13 protein-coding genes are annotated in these 13,059 nt (G+C 69.4%); 7 read left to right on the top strand and 6 right to left on the bottom strand.

All coding sequences use genetic code 11. The features are described 5' to 3' along the window. Positions 1 to 2: 2 nt before the first annotated feature. A complete protein-coding gene (locus VNT59_RS15430; RefSeq protein WP_325499624.1) occupies positions 3 to 1,277 on the bottom strand; it encodes a citrate transporter in 1,275 nt (424 codons plus the stop codon). Positions 1,278 to 1,484: 207 nt separating this feature from the next. Between VNT59_RS15430 and VNT59_RS15425 the strand changes: the two genes are divergently transcribed. Further along, positions 1,485 to 1,706 carry a CsbD family protein gene (locus VNT59_RS15425; RefSeq protein ID WP_325499622.1) on the top strand — a complete coding sequence of 74 codons (222 nt, stop codon included), beginning with the start codon at positions 1,485 to 1,487 and terminating at the stop codon, positions 1,704 to 1,706. Between the two features lie 25 nt (positions 1,707 to 1,731). Then, positions 1,732 to 2,361 (top strand): hypothetical protein, encoded by a 630-nt coding sequence (locus VNT59_RS15420; RefSeq protein ID WP_325499620.1) that lies wholly within the window; start codon positions 1,732 to 1,734, stop codon positions 2,359 to 2,361. Positions 2,362 to 2,436: 75 nt separating this feature from the next. On the opposite strand, the gene VNT59_RS15415 is transcribed toward VNT59_RS15420, so the two are convergent. Beyond that, the gene (locus tag VNT59_RS15415; protein WP_325499618.1) at positions 2,437 to 2,883 is read right to left on the bottom strand and encodes a thioesterase family protein; all 447 of its coding nucleotides are present in this window, start codon (positions 2,881 to 2,883) and stop codon (positions 2,437 to 2,439) included. Beyond that, the gene (locus tag VNT59_RS15410) at positions 2,880 to 3,812 is read right to left on the bottom strand and encodes a histone deacetylase (RefSeq protein ID WP_325499616.1); all 933 of its coding nucleotides are present in this window, start codon (positions 3,810 to 3,812) and stop codon (positions 2,880 to 2,882) included. The genes VNT59_RS15415 and VNT59_RS15410 overlap by 4 nt, the downstream gene beginning before the upstream one ends. A 183-nt stretch (positions 3,813 to 3,995) precedes the next feature. Between VNT59_RS15410 and VNT59_RS15405 the strand changes: the two genes are divergently transcribed. Further along, a complete protein-coding gene (locus tag VNT59_RS15405; protein WP_325499665.1) occupies positions 3,996 to 4,547 on the top strand; it encodes a phasin family protein in 552 nt (183 codons plus the stop codon). A gap of 186 nt (positions 4,548 to 4,733) precedes the next feature. On the opposite strand, the gene VNT59_RS15400 is transcribed toward VNT59_RS15405, so the two are convergent. Beyond that, positions 4,734 to 5,651, bottom strand: coding sequence for a patatin-like phospholipase family protein (locus VNT59_RS15400; protein WP_325499614.1), 918 nt, complete (start codon positions 5,649 to 5,651; stop codon positions 4,734 to 4,736). Positions 5,652 to 5,781: 130 nt separating this feature from the next. Between VNT59_RS15400 and VNT59_RS15395 the strand changes: the two genes are divergently transcribed. Then, entirely contained in the window at positions 5,782 to 6,540 is a 759-nt protein-coding gene (locus tag VNT59_RS15395) for a 3-hydroxyacyl-CoA dehydrogenase (protein ID WP_325499612.1), read from the top strand. A 49-nt stretch (positions 6,541 to 6,589) separates the two neighbouring features. After that, positions 6,590 to 8,386: a gamma-glutamyltransferase family protein gene (locus VNT59_RS15390; protein ID WP_325499610.1), complete on the top strand. Its 1,797-nt coding sequence runs from the start codon at positions 6,590 to 6,592 to the stop codon at positions 8,384 to 8,386. On the opposite strand, the gene VNT59_RS15385 is transcribed toward VNT59_RS15390, so the two are convergent. Then, entirely contained in the window at positions 8,335 to 9,279 is a 945-nt protein-coding gene (locus VNT59_RS15385) for a YihY/virulence factor BrkB family protein (protein ID WP_414708400.1), read from the bottom strand. The two genes, VNT59_RS15390 and VNT59_RS15385, sit on opposite strands and share 52 nt — an antisense overlap. A 161-nt stretch (positions 9,280 to 9,440) precedes the next feature. Here VNT59_RS15385 and VNT59_RS15380 point away from each other — a divergent pair, with 161 nt between their 5' ends. Continuing rightward, a complete protein-coding gene (locus tag VNT59_RS15380) occupies positions 9,441 to 10,421 on the top strand; it encodes a tripartite tricarboxylate transporter substrate binding protein (RefSeq protein ID WP_325499608.1) in 981 nt (326 codons plus the stop codon). Positions 10,422 to 10,427: 6 nt separating this feature from the next. Here VNT59_RS15380 and VNT59_RS15375 read toward each other — a convergent pair whose 3' ends face one another. Beyond that, positions 10,428 to 12,074 carry an acyl-CoA synthetase gene (locus VNT59_RS15375; protein WP_325499606.1) on the bottom strand — a complete coding sequence of 549 codons (1,647 nt, stop codon included), beginning with the start codon at positions 12,072 to 12,074 and terminating at the stop codon, positions 10,428 to 10,430. 93 nt (positions 12,075 to 12,167) lie between these two features. Here VNT59_RS15375 and dnaG point away from each other — a divergent pair. Continuing rightward, a partial coding sequence (gene dnaG, locus VNT59_RS15370) for a DNA primase (RefSeq protein ID WP_325499604.1) occupies positions 12,168 to 13,059 on the top strand: 892 nt, incomplete at its 3' end.

Raw genomic sequence — 13,059 nt, 5'->3', positions numbered from 1 at the left:
GCTCAGGGCTTGGATGAGGGGATGGCGGAGGTGGTGGCGTGCGGCGCCGCCGCGGCCGGCGCGCCGTGGCGCTGCCAGGCATCCGGATGCCAGCCGAGGATGGCCAGCAGCACGAAGAAGCCGGCGACGTAACCGACCGTCACGTGCCAGCCGCCCCTGACCCAGGCGGCGACCGACTTGGCTTGCGGATACATGTTCGAGAGCGCGACCCCGGCCGACGAGCCGAACCAGATCATCGAGCCGCCGAAGCCCACGGCGTAGGCCAGAAAGCCCCAGTCGTAGCCGCCCTGGCGCAGCGCCAGCGCGGTGAGCGGGATGTTGTCGAACACGGCGCTGACGAAGCCCAGTCCGAATGCCGCTTGCCAGGAAGCAGGCGGCAGGGCCTGCACCGGCATCATCGCCGCGCAGGTCACCAGCGACAGCAGGAAGACGGTGCCGCGGAACGCTCCGGGCAGCAGGCTCCAGGTCGGCCGGCGCCACGGCGCGGTGAGCAGGATGGCCAGCCACACCGCCAACCCGATCACCGGGAAGTGATTCAAGACCTCGGGGTCGCGCAGGTTGAAAAACAGGTTGGCACCGATCGCCGCCAACAGGATGATGACGACGATGGCCAGCCGTGGCGCCTCGAAGTGCGCCCCCTGCGGGTTGTCGCGCATGATCGGCTGCAGCGCGTGCTGCTGGCGAGCCGCGAAGTAGCCGACGATCAGGGTGGCGACCAGCGCCGCCACGTACGCGTCGACGACCTGCAGAGCCGGGACGCCGGCGATCCACATCATGGTGGTCGTCGTGTCGCCGACCACGCTGCCCGAGCCACCGGCGTTGCTGGCCGCGACGATCGCGGCCAGGAAGCCGATGTGCACGCGCTTGTTGTACAGCACCGCGGCCATGGTGCCGCCGATCATCGCCGCCGCGATGTTGTCGAGAAAGCTCGAGAGCACGAACACGGCGAACAGCAGCACCAGCCCGCCTTTCCAGTCGTCGGGCAGGAAGCGCGGCAACAGCGTCGGCAGCCCGCTGCGCTCGAAGTGATCGGCCAGCAGCGCAAATCCCAGCAGCAGGCCCAGCAGGTTGGCCAGCGTCACCCACTCGTGGCGCAGCAGGCCCGCCAGGCCGGCGAGCCCGCTCACCCCGGAAAAGTCGCCGAAGCCGAGCTTGTACAGGGTGATCGCCGTGAGCCCCGTCAGCGCCACCGCCAGGGTGTGATGGTGAAACAGCGCCACCCCCAGCAGCGTGAGGGCGAAGAGGATGAAGTCGACTGGAATGCCGGCCAGCGTCATTGGCGAATCTCCGCGGGTTCTTGTTGTGTGGATGCCCGATTATGCGGGGTCGCTGTCGAGCATCCGCTCGCGGCAGGCTCGTGCGTGTCCTCCCCCGCCCTACGAAAGTGTTCACCCGGGTCCTACCGTCGGCCGCCATCGCTCCTCCTACAGTGCAACGACGCCGGCCCCGCAAGGGACGCGGGCGCACAACTTTGGGAGTTCACGATGAATCAAGACCGTGTCGACGGCAACTGGAAGCAGGTCAAGGGCAAGCTCAAGGAGCAGTGGGGCAAGCTGACCGACGATGACCTGGATGTCATCGCGGGGCGGCGCGACCAGCTGCTCGGGCGCATCCAGGAGCGCCATGGCCTGGCCCGCGACGAGGCGCAACGCCAGTTGGAGACCTTCAGCCGGCAGAACCCCGAAATCTTCTTCGAGCGATCCTGAGCCAAGCACAGAAAGGAAACAACCCATGAAACACACCATGATGACCCTGGCCGTCGCCCTTGCCTTCGGCCTGGGCGGCGCCGCCGGCGCGGCGACACCCACGACCGCCACCCCCGACACGACGGCCAAGACGACCGCCCCGGCGAGCGGCATGTCCAAGCAGGACTACAAGGCGCAGAAGGACCGCATCGACGCCGACTACAAGACGGCCAAGAAGCAGTGCGATGATCAGAAGGGCAATCCCAAGGACGTCTGCAAGGCCGAGGCCAAGGGCAAGCACGAGGTCGCCAAGGCCGAACTGGAAGCCCAGTACAAGCCGAGCGCCAAGGCCGATGCCAAGGTGAAGAAGGAAAAGGCCGAGGCCGACTACAAGGTGGCCAAGGAAAAATGCGAGGAGCTGAAGGGCAACGCCAAGGACGTGTGCAAGAAGGACGCCAAGGCCGCCTACGAGAGCGCCAAGGGTGACGCCAAGGTGGCCAAGGCCGCCGGCGAAAAGGGCGCAAGCTCCGCCAAGGCCACCGAGGAACGCAAGGACGCGCGCGAGGACACCAGCGACGCCAAGTACGCCGCCGCCAAGGAGCGCTGCGACGCGATGTCCGGGCAGGCCAAGGACAACTGCCTGAGCGACGTCAAGAAGAAGTTCGGCAAGATGTGACCTGAAGCAGCCGCCGTCGGCGGCAGCCAGTGACGCGGCGAGCCGCGGCCCGGGCCGCGCTCGCCGCCGTCCGTTTCAGCGCAGGGGCTCGAGCACCCGCAGCAGCTCGGGCGGCAATGCGGTGGGACGGCGCGTGGCCCGGTCCACGTACACGTGCACGAAGTGGCCCCGGGCCGCCGTCATCGCCTCGCCCTGGCCGAACAACCCCACTTCGTAGCGCACGCTGGACGTGCCGATGCTCGCCACGCGCAGGCCGCCCTCGACGGTCTGCGGGAACTCGAGCGGGGCGAAGTAGTTGCAGTGGGTCTCCACCACCAGCCCGATCGTTCGCCCGTGCTGCACGTCGAGGGCGCCGCGCTCGATCAGGTGCGCGTTCACCACCGTGTCGAACCAGCTGTAGTAGACGACGTTGTTGACGTGGCCGTAGGCGTCGTTGTCCATCCAGCGCGTGCTGATCGGGCGGAAGACGCGGTACTCGCTGCGCGCGGCGGGTTGCGGCTTGGCGGCGGGGGCATGGCTCATGGCGCGTGATTCTGCCAGCGGCGCCAGGCGCCGGCCGCGACGCGGAAGGTGTTCACCTGCGCCTGCACCGTGTCCTGGATGCGGATGCCATAGCCGCCGGCCATCGCCATGGCCACCGGCAGCCGGCGCGCCCAGGCCCAGTCGAACACCCGTGCGTCGCGCGCCTGCAGGCCGTCCCAGGTGAGCTTGAGGCGTCCCAGCCGGTCGCCCTCGTGGGGATCCGCACCGGCCAGGTAGATCACCAGGCCCGGTTCGAAGCGACGCTCCAGCGCGTCGAGCGCGCCATCGAGCGCCTGCAGGTACTGCGCGTCGCCGCACCCGTCCGGCAGGTCGACGTCGAGGTCGCCCGGCTCCTTGCGGAAGGGAAAGTTCTTGGCGCCGTGCAGCGACAGCGTGAACACGCTGTCGTCGCCGCGGAAGATGCTCGCGGTGCCGTTGCCCTGGTGCACGTCCAGATCGATCACCGCCACCTTCAGCGGCGCCGCGCCCGCGCCGCGGGGCCACTCGGCCTGCATCAGCCGGGCCGCCACCGCCGCGTCGTTGAACACGCAGTAGCCGCTGCCCTTGTCCCGGCCGGCATGGTGGGTGCCGCCCGCGATGTTCGCGGCGACGCCATCGCGCACCGCCGCGCGGCAGGCGGCGATCGTCGCACCGACCGAACGCCGGGCGCGGTCGGCCATCGCCTCGCTCCATGGGAATCCGATCTCGCGCATGGCGGCCGGATCGAGCGAACCGTCGCCGACCGCCCGGACATAGGCCGGACTGTGGACCAGCGCCAGCACGCCATCGCTGGCCGGCTCGGCCGGACGCAGCACGAGCCCGGGCAGCTCGGCCTCGAGCCGCTCGCGCAAGAGCCGGTACTTGGCCATGGGAAATCGGTGCCCAGGCGGCAGCGGCAACGCGAACTGAGTCGCATGGAAGACCTGCATGAGGGGCCATTGTCGGCGCGCAGCGGGAATATTGCCGTCCGTCGGTTGTTTTGCTGCACCGCAACAAAAAGTGCTTGCAAAGCCGCAGCCTGCCCGTATACTTGCTTCATGCTGCACTGCAACATCACCGGGTCACCCCCGGGTTCAGCGCAGATCCGTCCGTCCCCACTTCTGGAGAATGTTATGTTGACCGCTGAACAAGTCCTGGCTTCCCAAAAAGCCACCCTCGACACGATTTTCGGCCTGACCGGCAAGGCCTTCGAAGGCGTTGAAAAGCTGGTCGAACTGAACGTGACGGCTTCCAAGGCCGCACTGGCCGAAGCCGCCGGCACCACCCAGGCGCTGCTGAGCGTGAAGGACCCGCAGGAGCTGCTGGCGCTGCAAGCCGCGATGTTCCAGCCGATTGCCGAAAAGAGCGCCGCCTACAGCCGCCATCTCTACGACATCGCTTCGGGCACCACCGCCGAGTTCGGCCGCACGTTCGAAGAGCAGGCTGCCGAGGCCCAGCGCAAGCTGCTGGCCGTGGTCGACAGCGCCGCCAAGAACGCCCCCGCCGGCAGCGAGACCGCGGTGGCCGTGCTCAGGAGCGCGATGGCCGCCGGCACCAATGCGCTGGAAAGCGTGCAAAAGGCCGTCAAGCAGGCCAGCGAAGTGGCCGAGGCCAACTTCAACGCGGTCGCCAACCAAGCAATGAACGCGGCCAAGACCGGCACGTCCAAGAAGCGCGCCTCTTGAAATCCGGGGGCCCGGTCCCCAACCTGCTGAATGCAGGGAACTCGCCGGCCGGCCAGTCGTCTATCAAGGACTCTTGGGCGTGATCGAACGGGAGTTCTTCAGGTTGTCTCCTCGGGTCCTTTCGACACCTCAACAGGTTCAGGGATCCTTCCAACCCCAGCCGCAAGGCTGGGGTTTTTTTTTCGCTCAGTGCGACTTGCGGGCCATGGCGGCCCTCAGCTCGGGCAGCAGGCGCTGCATCGCGGCGCGCCCGGCGGCGATGGCCTTGCCGCGCGACGCGAAGTCGGCGCTGCCGAAGCCCAGCAGCGCCGGGCGCACGACGACGTCGGCCTCACGGAGCTCGTACTTGTTGATGTTCTTGCCCATGATGGCGAAGGTCTGCAGCAGGATCTGCAGCGGATCGGCGGCGCGGTTGCCTTCCGGCGCGCTGGAGATGTCCACCGCGACGACGAGCTCGGCGCCCATCTCGCGTGCATAGCGCACCGGCACCGGCGAGACCAGGCCGCCGTCGACGTAGTCCTGGTCGCCGATGCGCACCGGCAGGAACACCGCCGGCACGGCGCTCGAGGCGCGCACCGCCGTGCCGGTGTCGCCGCGCTGGAACAGCACGCCTTCGCCGTTGTTGAGGTTGGTGGCGACTATGCCCAGCCGCAGCGGCATCTGCTCGATCGGCCGGTGGCCGACCTGGCCGTTGACGTAGCGGGCCAGCGCCTCGCCGCGCAGCATGCCGCGGTTGAGGATCGGCAGCGTCCAGTCGGCGAACGCCGCCTCCTCCATGCTGTCGGCGACCTGCTGCAGCTCGCGCCCGCCCCGCCCGCTGGCGTACAGCGCTGCGACCAGGCTGCCGGCCGAGGTGCCGACCACCACGTCCGGCCGGATCCCCGCCTCCTCCAGCACCTGCAGCACGCCGACATGGGCGAAGCCGCGCGCCGCGCCGCCGCCGAGCGCCAGCCCGATGCGCGGCAGCTGCCTGGCCACGGGCGGCGCCGGTGGGGCGGGTGCCGCGGGTGGCGGGGGCGGCGGCGCAGTGGCGCAGCCGGCGACCAGCAGGGCCGCGGCGCACGCCAGCAGGCGCCAGGTGACGTGGATGGACCTCTTCTTCATGCGAACGCGAACCCCTCGTGCCGGTCGGCCGGCGAAGCCGGCATTGTCGCGGTTGGCGGCGGCGGACGGTCGAGCCGGCGGACCGATCGGCGATAATTGACGTGAACGTCAACGTCAATCAGGAGCGGGTATGGACATCAAGGGCAAGGTCTTCATCGTCACCGGCGCCGCCTCGGGCCTGGGCGAAGGAACGGCGCGCATGCTGGCCGCCAACGGCGGCAAGGTCGTGGTCGCCGACATGCAGGCCGACAAGGGCGAAGCCGTGGCCAAGGACATCGGCGGCGCCTTCGTCAAGTGCGACGTGAGCCAGGAGGCCGACGGCCAGGCGGTCGTCGCCAAGGCATTGGCCATGGGCAAGCTGATGGGCCTGGTCAACTGCGCCGGCATCGCACCGGCCGAGAAGACCGTCGGCAAGAACGGCGCCCACTCGCTGGCCGTGTTCACCAAGACCGTCACCGTCAACCTGATCGGCAGCTTCAACATGATCCGGCTCGCCGCCGAGGCGATGTGCAAGAACGAACCGGAAGCCACCGGCGAGCGCGGCTGCATCATCTCCACGGCGTCGGTCGCCGCCTACGACGGCCAGATCGGCCAGGCCGCGTACAGCGCGTCCAAGGGCGGCGTGGTCGGCATGACGCTGCCGATCGCGCGCGATCTGGCCCGCAACGGAATTCGCAACATGACCATCGCCCCCGGCATCTTCGGCACCCCGATGCTGTTCGGCATGCCCAAGGAAGTGCAGGACTCGCTGGCCGCGAGCGTGCCCTTCCCGTCGCGCCTGGGCACCCCCGAGGATTACGCCAAGCTGGCCCGGCACATCTTCGAAAACGACATGCTCAACGGCGAGGTGATCCGGCTCGACGGCGCCATCCGCCTGGCGCCGCGCTGAGCCGCCGACTCGTGGCGGGGTCCGCGTCCGGCCGGGTCCGGCAGGCGTCATGACGCGGTTGCTCGCACTCGCCCTCGCCGCGGCGCTCGCGGCCGGATGCGCCGGCCCGCCGCCACAGGCCGCGGCCGACCGGCCGCTCGCGCCCGAAGCCGCCTCGGCATTCACGCCCAAGCCAGGGTGGGCGACGACGCGGTTCGCCGTCGCGGCGGCCAACCCCTTGGCCACCGAAGCCGGCCACGACATCCTGAAGGCCGGCGGTTCCGCCGTCGACGCGGCGATTGCCGTGCAGATGGTGCTGGCGCTGGTCGAACCGCAGTCCAGCGGGATCGGCGGCGGCGCCTTCCTGCTGCACTTCGACGGCCGCCAGGTCGAAGCCTACGACGGCCGCGAAACGGCGCCGGCCGGCGCCGACGAGCGGCTGCTGCTGCGCCCCGACGGCAAGCCGCTCGCCTTCTACGAGGCCGTGGTCGGCGGCCGCGCCGTCGGCGTCCCGGGCGCGTTGCGCATGCTGGAGCTGGCGCATCGCGAACATGGGCTGCTGCCCTGGGCCCGGCTGTTCCAGCCGGCGATCGCCCTCGCCGACGCGGGCTTTCCGGTGAGCCCGCGGCTGCACCGCCTGCTGTCCAACGACGCCCACCTGAAGCAGGATCCGGTGGCGCGGGCCTTCTTCTATCGAAGCGACGGCAGCCCCGTCGCGATCGGTGCGCCGCTGCGCAACCGCGAACTCGCCGCCGTGCTGCGCCGGATCGCCGCCGAAGGCTCGCGCGCGCTCCACGAGGGCGCCGTGGCGCAGGCCATCGTGCGCAAGGTGCGCGAGCATCCGACCAATCCCGGCCGGCTCGCGCTGGCCGACCTCGCCGCGTACCAGCCGAAGAAGCGCGACGCGATCTGCCAGGCGCATCGCGCCCGCGGCCGGACCTGGCGCCTCTGCGGCTTTCCGCCGCCCGGCTCCGGAGCCATCGCGATCGGGCAGATCCTGGGCATCCTCGACGCCGTGCGGGCCGACGCGCTGCCGCTGGCCGACGGCCTGCCGGCGGAGGACTGGCTGCATCTGTACCTCGAAGCGTCGCGCCTGGCGTTGGCGGATCGGGCCCAGTACGTCGCCGATCCGGATTTCGTCCAGCCGCCGGCCGGCAGCTGGTCGAGCCTGCTCGATCCCGCCTACCTGCGCCAGCGCGCCCAGGCGATCGGCAAGGAAAGCATGAAGCAGGTGCAGCCGGGCATGCCGAGCGGGCAACGCCCCGGCGCCGCCCCGGCACCGCAGCAGCCGGAGCACGGCACTTCGCACATCAGCATCGTCGACGGGTACGGCAACGCGCTCGCGATGACCACCACCATCGAGGACCAGTTCGGCTCGCGGCAGATGGTCAGCGTCGGCGGGGGTCCGGGCGGCTTCATGTTGAACAACGAACTCACCGACTTCAGCTTCGCGCCCGCCGATGCCGGGGGCCGCCCGGTGGCCAACCGGGTGCAGCCCGGCAAGCGGCCGCGCTCCTCGATGGCGCCGACACTGGTGTTCGACGAGCAGGGGCGCTTCGTGCTGAGCACCGGCAGCCCGGGCGGCGCGCTGATCATCCACTACACCGCCAAGACCCTGTACGGGGTGCTGCACTGGGGACTGAACGCGCAGCAGGCGATCGACCTGCCCAACTTCGGCACCGTCGGCGGGCCGGGCCTGCTCGAGGAGGGCCGCTTCCCGGCGCGGACGGTGCAGGCCCTGCGCGCGCGCGGCGCACCGCTGCGCGAGCAGCCCCTGACCAGCGGCCTGCAGGCGATCCAGAAGACGGCGGCCGGTTACTTCGGCGGCGCCGACCCGCGCCGCGAAGGCGTCGTGATGGGCGACTGAACGCGGCCGCCGCCGAAGCGCGCCGCGCCGTCCCGGCGCTCGATGCGCTCGTACTCGGAGATCACCTGCGCGCCGAACAGCAGCAGGCCGGCCGCGATCTCCAGGCTCAACAGGACGACGATGGCGGTCGTCAGCGAACCGTAGACCACGTTCACCTGCGACAAGGTGCTGAAGTACCAGACCAGCAGGTGGCGCGTGACCTCCCACAGCAGGGCCGCCGTCACGCCGCCGATCAAGGCATGCCGCCAGGACAGCCGGCCGACCGGCATCACCATGTAGACGGACGTGAGCACGAAGATTTCGCCGGCCAGGCCCAGCAGGTACAGCAACAGTCCCGACAGCCCGCGCAGCGACCACTCGCGCCCGAGCAGGCGAAAGCTCTCCTGCCCCAGCGCCTCCAGGCTGCCGGCCACCAGCGTCACGATCAGCAGGCCGAAGCCGAGCGACAGGATGTAGCAGTACGGCAGCAGGGCCGAGACCAGGAAGTGGCGGCGCCGCACCACCACCCGGTGCAGGAAGATCACCGACATCGCCTTCTCCAGCACGGTGAAGGCGAGCGAGCTGAAAAAGAGCATGGTGCCCAGCAGCACCCAGCCCAGGACGTCGCGGTGCGCGAGGAAGGACGCCAGTTCGGCGACGATCGCCCGCGACTGGCCAGGCATCAGCCATTCGAGGTACAGGCCCAGGGTGTTCAGCAGCTCCGCCTGGTCGATCACGTGCGACAGCGCGATCACCGTCAGGATCAGCAGCGGCACGACCGAGAGCAGCGCGTAGTACGCCACCGCGCCGGCCAGCAGCAGCCCCTGGTTGGCGTTGAACGCCTTGAGCACCTGGCGCAGGAACCGTCCCGGATGCGCCAGCACGCTGGCCGCGGCGTGGGTGAGCATGTCCATGCCGGCAGTATGCGGCGGCCGGACCGGGCCGGGCTTTCCTGGTTCGATTTTGTGAAAACCGCCCCCCTGCTTTCCCTGACGCGCCACTGACCGCTCCTGCCCTAGATTCGCGGGATGGGCCAGCGACGCAACGGCCCCCTTCCACGACCAGGAGCCACCGAATGACCAGTTCGAACCCGACCCGCCGCCGTTTCGTGCAGACCGCGCTCGCATCGTCCGCCGCCGTGGCGCTGCCGGGGCTGGCCCAGCCGGCGTATCCGGCGCGGCCCATCAAGCTGATCTGTCCCTGGCCCGCGGGCGGCTCCACCGACGCCGTGATGCGCTCGATCGCCGACAGCGCCGGCAAGGCGCTGGGCGGGCAGATGATCGTGGAGAACAAGCCCGGCGCCAGCGGCATGCTGGGGCCCAACGAACTGGTGAAGGCCCAGCCGGACGGCTACACGCTGTCGCAGCTGACCATCGGCGTGGCGCGGCTGCCGCACATGCAGAAGATGCAGTTCGATCCACTCAAGGACTTCACCTACATCCTGTGCATGACGGGCTACACCTTCGGCATCGTGGTGCGTTCGGATTCGCCGATCAAGTCGATCAAGGACCTGGTGGAGTACGCGAAGGCGAACCCCGGGCGGTTCACGTTCGGCTCGCCCGGCAACGGCACCACCCCGCATCTGGCGGTCGAGGAGTTCGCGTTCAAGGCCGGCATCAAGCTGCAGCACGTGCCGTTCAAGGGCGTCGCCGAGGGCATGCAGTCGCTGCTGGGCGGCCACGTGATGTCCCACAGCGACTCCACCGGCTGGGCGTCGCATGTGGACGCGGGCACCATGCGGCTGCTGGCCACCTACGGCTCCAAGCGCACCAAGCGCTGGCCCAACGTGCCGACGCTGCACGAGCTGGGCTACGAGACGCTGGCCGATTCGCCGTTCGGCATCGGCGGGCCCAAAGGCATGGACCCGGCCGTCACGCGCAAGCTGCACGACGCCTTCAAGAAGACGCTGGAAGACCCGGCGGTGCTCTCCACCTTCGAGAAGTACGACCAGTCGGTGATCTACATGAACTCGGAGGACTACGCGAAATACATCCGCGAGCAGTACGCCCGGGAGAAGGACATCATCGAGAAGCTGGGCCTGTCCTACAAGGCCTGAGGCCCGCTACACGTCGATCGCGGAAGCCGACCCGGCCTGCTTGCGCAGCTCGAACTTCTGGATCTTGCCGGTCGAGGTCTTGGGCAGCTCGCCGAAGACCACCGCCCGCGGCACCTTGAAGCCCGCCAGGTGCTTCTTGCAGTGGTCGACGATGTCCTGCGCGGTCACCTGAGACCCCGGCTTGAGCTCGACGAACGCGCACGGCGTCTCGCCCCAGCGCGGGTCGGGCTTGGCCACCACCGCCGCCGCCAGCACCGCCGGATGCCGGTACAGCACGTCCTCCACCTCGATCGACGAGATGTTCTCGCCGCCCGAGATGATGATGTCCTTGCTGCGGTCGCGGATCTTCATGTAGCCGTCCGGATACTGCACCGCGAGATCGCCGGTGTGGAACCAGCCGCCGGCGAACGCCTGCTGCGTCGCCGCCGGGTTCTTCAGGTAGCCCTTCATGAGGATGTTGCCGCGGAACATGATCTCGCCCATGGTCTCGCCGTCCCACGGCACCGGCGCCATCGTCTGCGGATCGACGACCCGCGCGCCCTGCTGCAGGTGGTAGCGCACGCCCTGGCGGGCGTTCAGCCGCGCCCGCTCGCCGATGTCGACGTCGTTCCATGCGTCGTGCTTGGGGCAGACCGTCGCCGGGCCGTACACCTCGGTCAGGCCGTAGACATGGGTCAGGTCGAAGCCGAGCCGCTCCATGCCCTCGATCATCGACGCCGGCGGCGCGGCGCCGGCCACCATGGCCTTCACGCCGCGCGGCAGCCCCTGCCTCAGCTCGTCGCTCGCGTTCACCAGCAGGCTGTGCACGATCGGCGCGCCGCAATAGTGGGTCACGCCGTGGGTCTTGATCGCGTCGATCATGGCGGCCGCCTCCACCTTGCGCAGGCAGACGTTGACGCCGGCGCGCGCCGCGATCGTCCAGGGAAAGCACCAGCCGTTGCAGTGGAACATCGGCAGCGTCCACAGGTACACCGGGTGCTTGGGCAGGTCCCATTCGAGGATGTTGGAGATGGCGTTCACGGCCGCGCCGCGGTGGTGATAGACCACGCCCTTGGGATTGCCCGTGGTTCCGCTGGTGTAGTTCAGCGCGATGGCGTCCCATTCGTCGGCCGGGAGTTGCCACGCGAACGACGCGTCGCCGCCGGCCAGGAAGTCCTCGTAACGCAGCGTGCCGACCCGCTGCACGGGCCCGGTGTACAGCTCGTCGTCGACATCGATCACCAGCAGCGGCTCGCGGCGCTGGCGCAGCGCCAGCGCCTTGGCCACGACCCCGGCGAACTCGGGATCGACGATCAGCGCCTTGGCCTCCCCGTGGTCGAGCATGAACGCCACCGTGGCGGGGTCGAGCCGCGTGTTCATCGCGTTCAGCACGGCGCCGGCCATCGGGATGCCGAAGTGCGCCTCCACCATCGGCGGCGTATTGGGCAGCATCACGGCCACCGTGTCGCCCTTGCCGATGCCGTGGCGGACCAGCGCGCTCGCCAGCTGGCGGCTGCGGGCATACACCTGGGCCCAGGTGCGGCGCAGCGGGCCGTGCACCACGGCCAGCCGCTGCGGGTAGATCTCGGCGGTGCGCTCGATGAACGAGAGCGGCGACAGGGGCGCGAAGTTCGCCTCGTTGCGAGGCAGGTCCTGGTCAAAGATCGATGGCATGGGTGTCTCCCGGGTGCGGTGGGCCGGCTGCAGGCTGCGGAGGGTACCGCGGTTCGCCTTCGCCGGGCTGACTGAGCAAGAATACGCACTTCCATGGCCATTCCCCAGTCGTTTCTGCAGGAGCTGCTCGCGCGCGTCGACGTCGTCGAGATCGTCGGCCGCTACGTGCAGCTCAAGAAAGGCGGGGCCAACTACATGGGCCTGTGCCCGTTCCACGGGGAAAAGAGCCCGTCGTTCTCGGTCAGCCCCAGCAAGCAGTTCTTCCACTGCTTCGGTTGCGGCAAGAACGGCAACGCCATCGGCTTCCTGATGGAACACGCCGGCATGAGCTTTCCGGAGGCGGTGAAGGACCTGGCCCAGCAAGTGGGCATGCAGGTGCCCGAGGACGACGCCTCGCCGCAGGAGCGGGCCCGCGCCGCCGAGCAGCGCGAGCGCCAGGCCACGCTGACCGAGGTGCTGGAGAAAGCCGGCGCCGCCTATCGCAAGCAGCTGAAGTCGTCGCCGCGCGCCATCGACTACCTGAAGCGGCGCGGCCTGTCGGGCGAGATCGCCCGCGCCTTCGGCCTGGGCTACGCGCCGGAAGGCTGGCGCAGCCTGGCCAGCGTCTTCGCGCAGTACGACGATCCCCTGCTCGTCGACAGCGGCCTGGTCATCTTCAACGAGGAAGAGGACAAGCGCTACGACCGCTTCCGCGACCGGATCATGTTCCCGATCCGCAACGTCAAGGGCGAGTGCATCGGCTTCGGCGGCCGGGTGCTGGGCGAAGGAACACCAAAGTACCTGAATTCACCGGAAACGCCGGTGTTCAGCAAGGGCCGCGAGCTCTATGGCCTGTTCGAGGCGCGCAACGCGCTGCGCGAGGCCGGCTACGTGCTGGTCACCGAGGGCTACATGGACGTGGTGGCGCTGGCGCAGCTCGGGTTCCCGAATGCGGTGGCCACGCTCGGCACCGCCTGCACGCCGGACCACGTGCAGAAGCTGTTCC

The sequence above is a fragment of the Ramlibacter sp. genome (assembly GCF_035554825.1).
GTDB lineage: Bacteria > Pseudomonadota > Gammaproteobacteria > Burkholderiales > Burkholderiaceae_C > Ramlibacter.
The sequence above is the reverse complement of the archived record's forward strand: the minus strand, read 5'-3'. Positions and strand labels throughout refer to the sequence as shown.

Coding starts and splice junctions, on each gene's coding strand:
- VNT59_RS15430 (WP_325499624.1), bottom strand. CDS start 1,277: ATGACGCTGGCCGGCATTCCAGTCGACTTCATCCTCTTCGCCCTCACG.
- VNT59_RS15425 (WP_325499622.1), top strand. CDS start 1,485: ATGAATCAAGACCGTGTCGACGGCAACTGGAAGCAGGTCAAGGGCAAG.
- VNT59_RS15420 (WP_325499620.1), top strand. CDS start 1,732: ATGAAACACACCATGATGACCCTGGCCGTCGCCCTTGCCTTCGGCCTG.
- VNT59_RS15415 (WP_325499618.1), bottom strand. CDS start 2,883: ATGAGCCATGCCCCCGCCGCCAAGCCGCAACCCGCCGCGCGCAGCGAG.
- VNT59_RS15410 (WP_325499616.1), bottom strand. CDS start 3,812: ATGCAGGTCTTCCATGCGACTCAGTTCGCGTTGCCGCTGCCGCCTGGG.
- VNT59_RS15405 (WP_325499665.1), top strand. CDS start 3,996: ATGTTGACCGCTGAACAAGTCCTGGCTTCCCAAAAAGCCACCCTCGAC.
- VNT59_RS15400 (WP_325499614.1), bottom strand. CDS start 5,651: ATGAAGAAGAGGTCCATCCACGTCACCTGGCGCCTGCTGGCGTGCGCC.
- VNT59_RS15395 (WP_325499612.1), top strand. CDS start 5,782: ATGGACATCAAGGGCAAGGTCTTCATCGTCACCGGCGCCGCCTCGGGC.
- VNT59_RS15390 (WP_325499610.1), top strand. CDS start 6,590: ATGACGCGGTTGCTCGCACTCGCCCTCGCCGCGGCGCTCGCGGCCGGA.
- VNT59_RS15385 (WP_414708400.1), bottom strand. CDS start 9,279: ATGGACATGCTCACCCACGCCGCGGCCAGCGTGCTGGCGCATCCGGGA.
- VNT59_RS15380 (WP_325499608.1), top strand. CDS start 9,441: ATGACCAGTTCGAACCCGACCCGCCGCCGTTTCGTGCAGACCGCGCTC.
- VNT59_RS15375 (WP_325499606.1), bottom strand. CDS start 12,074: ATGCCATCGATCTTTGACCAGGACCTGCCTCGCAACGAGGCGAACTTC.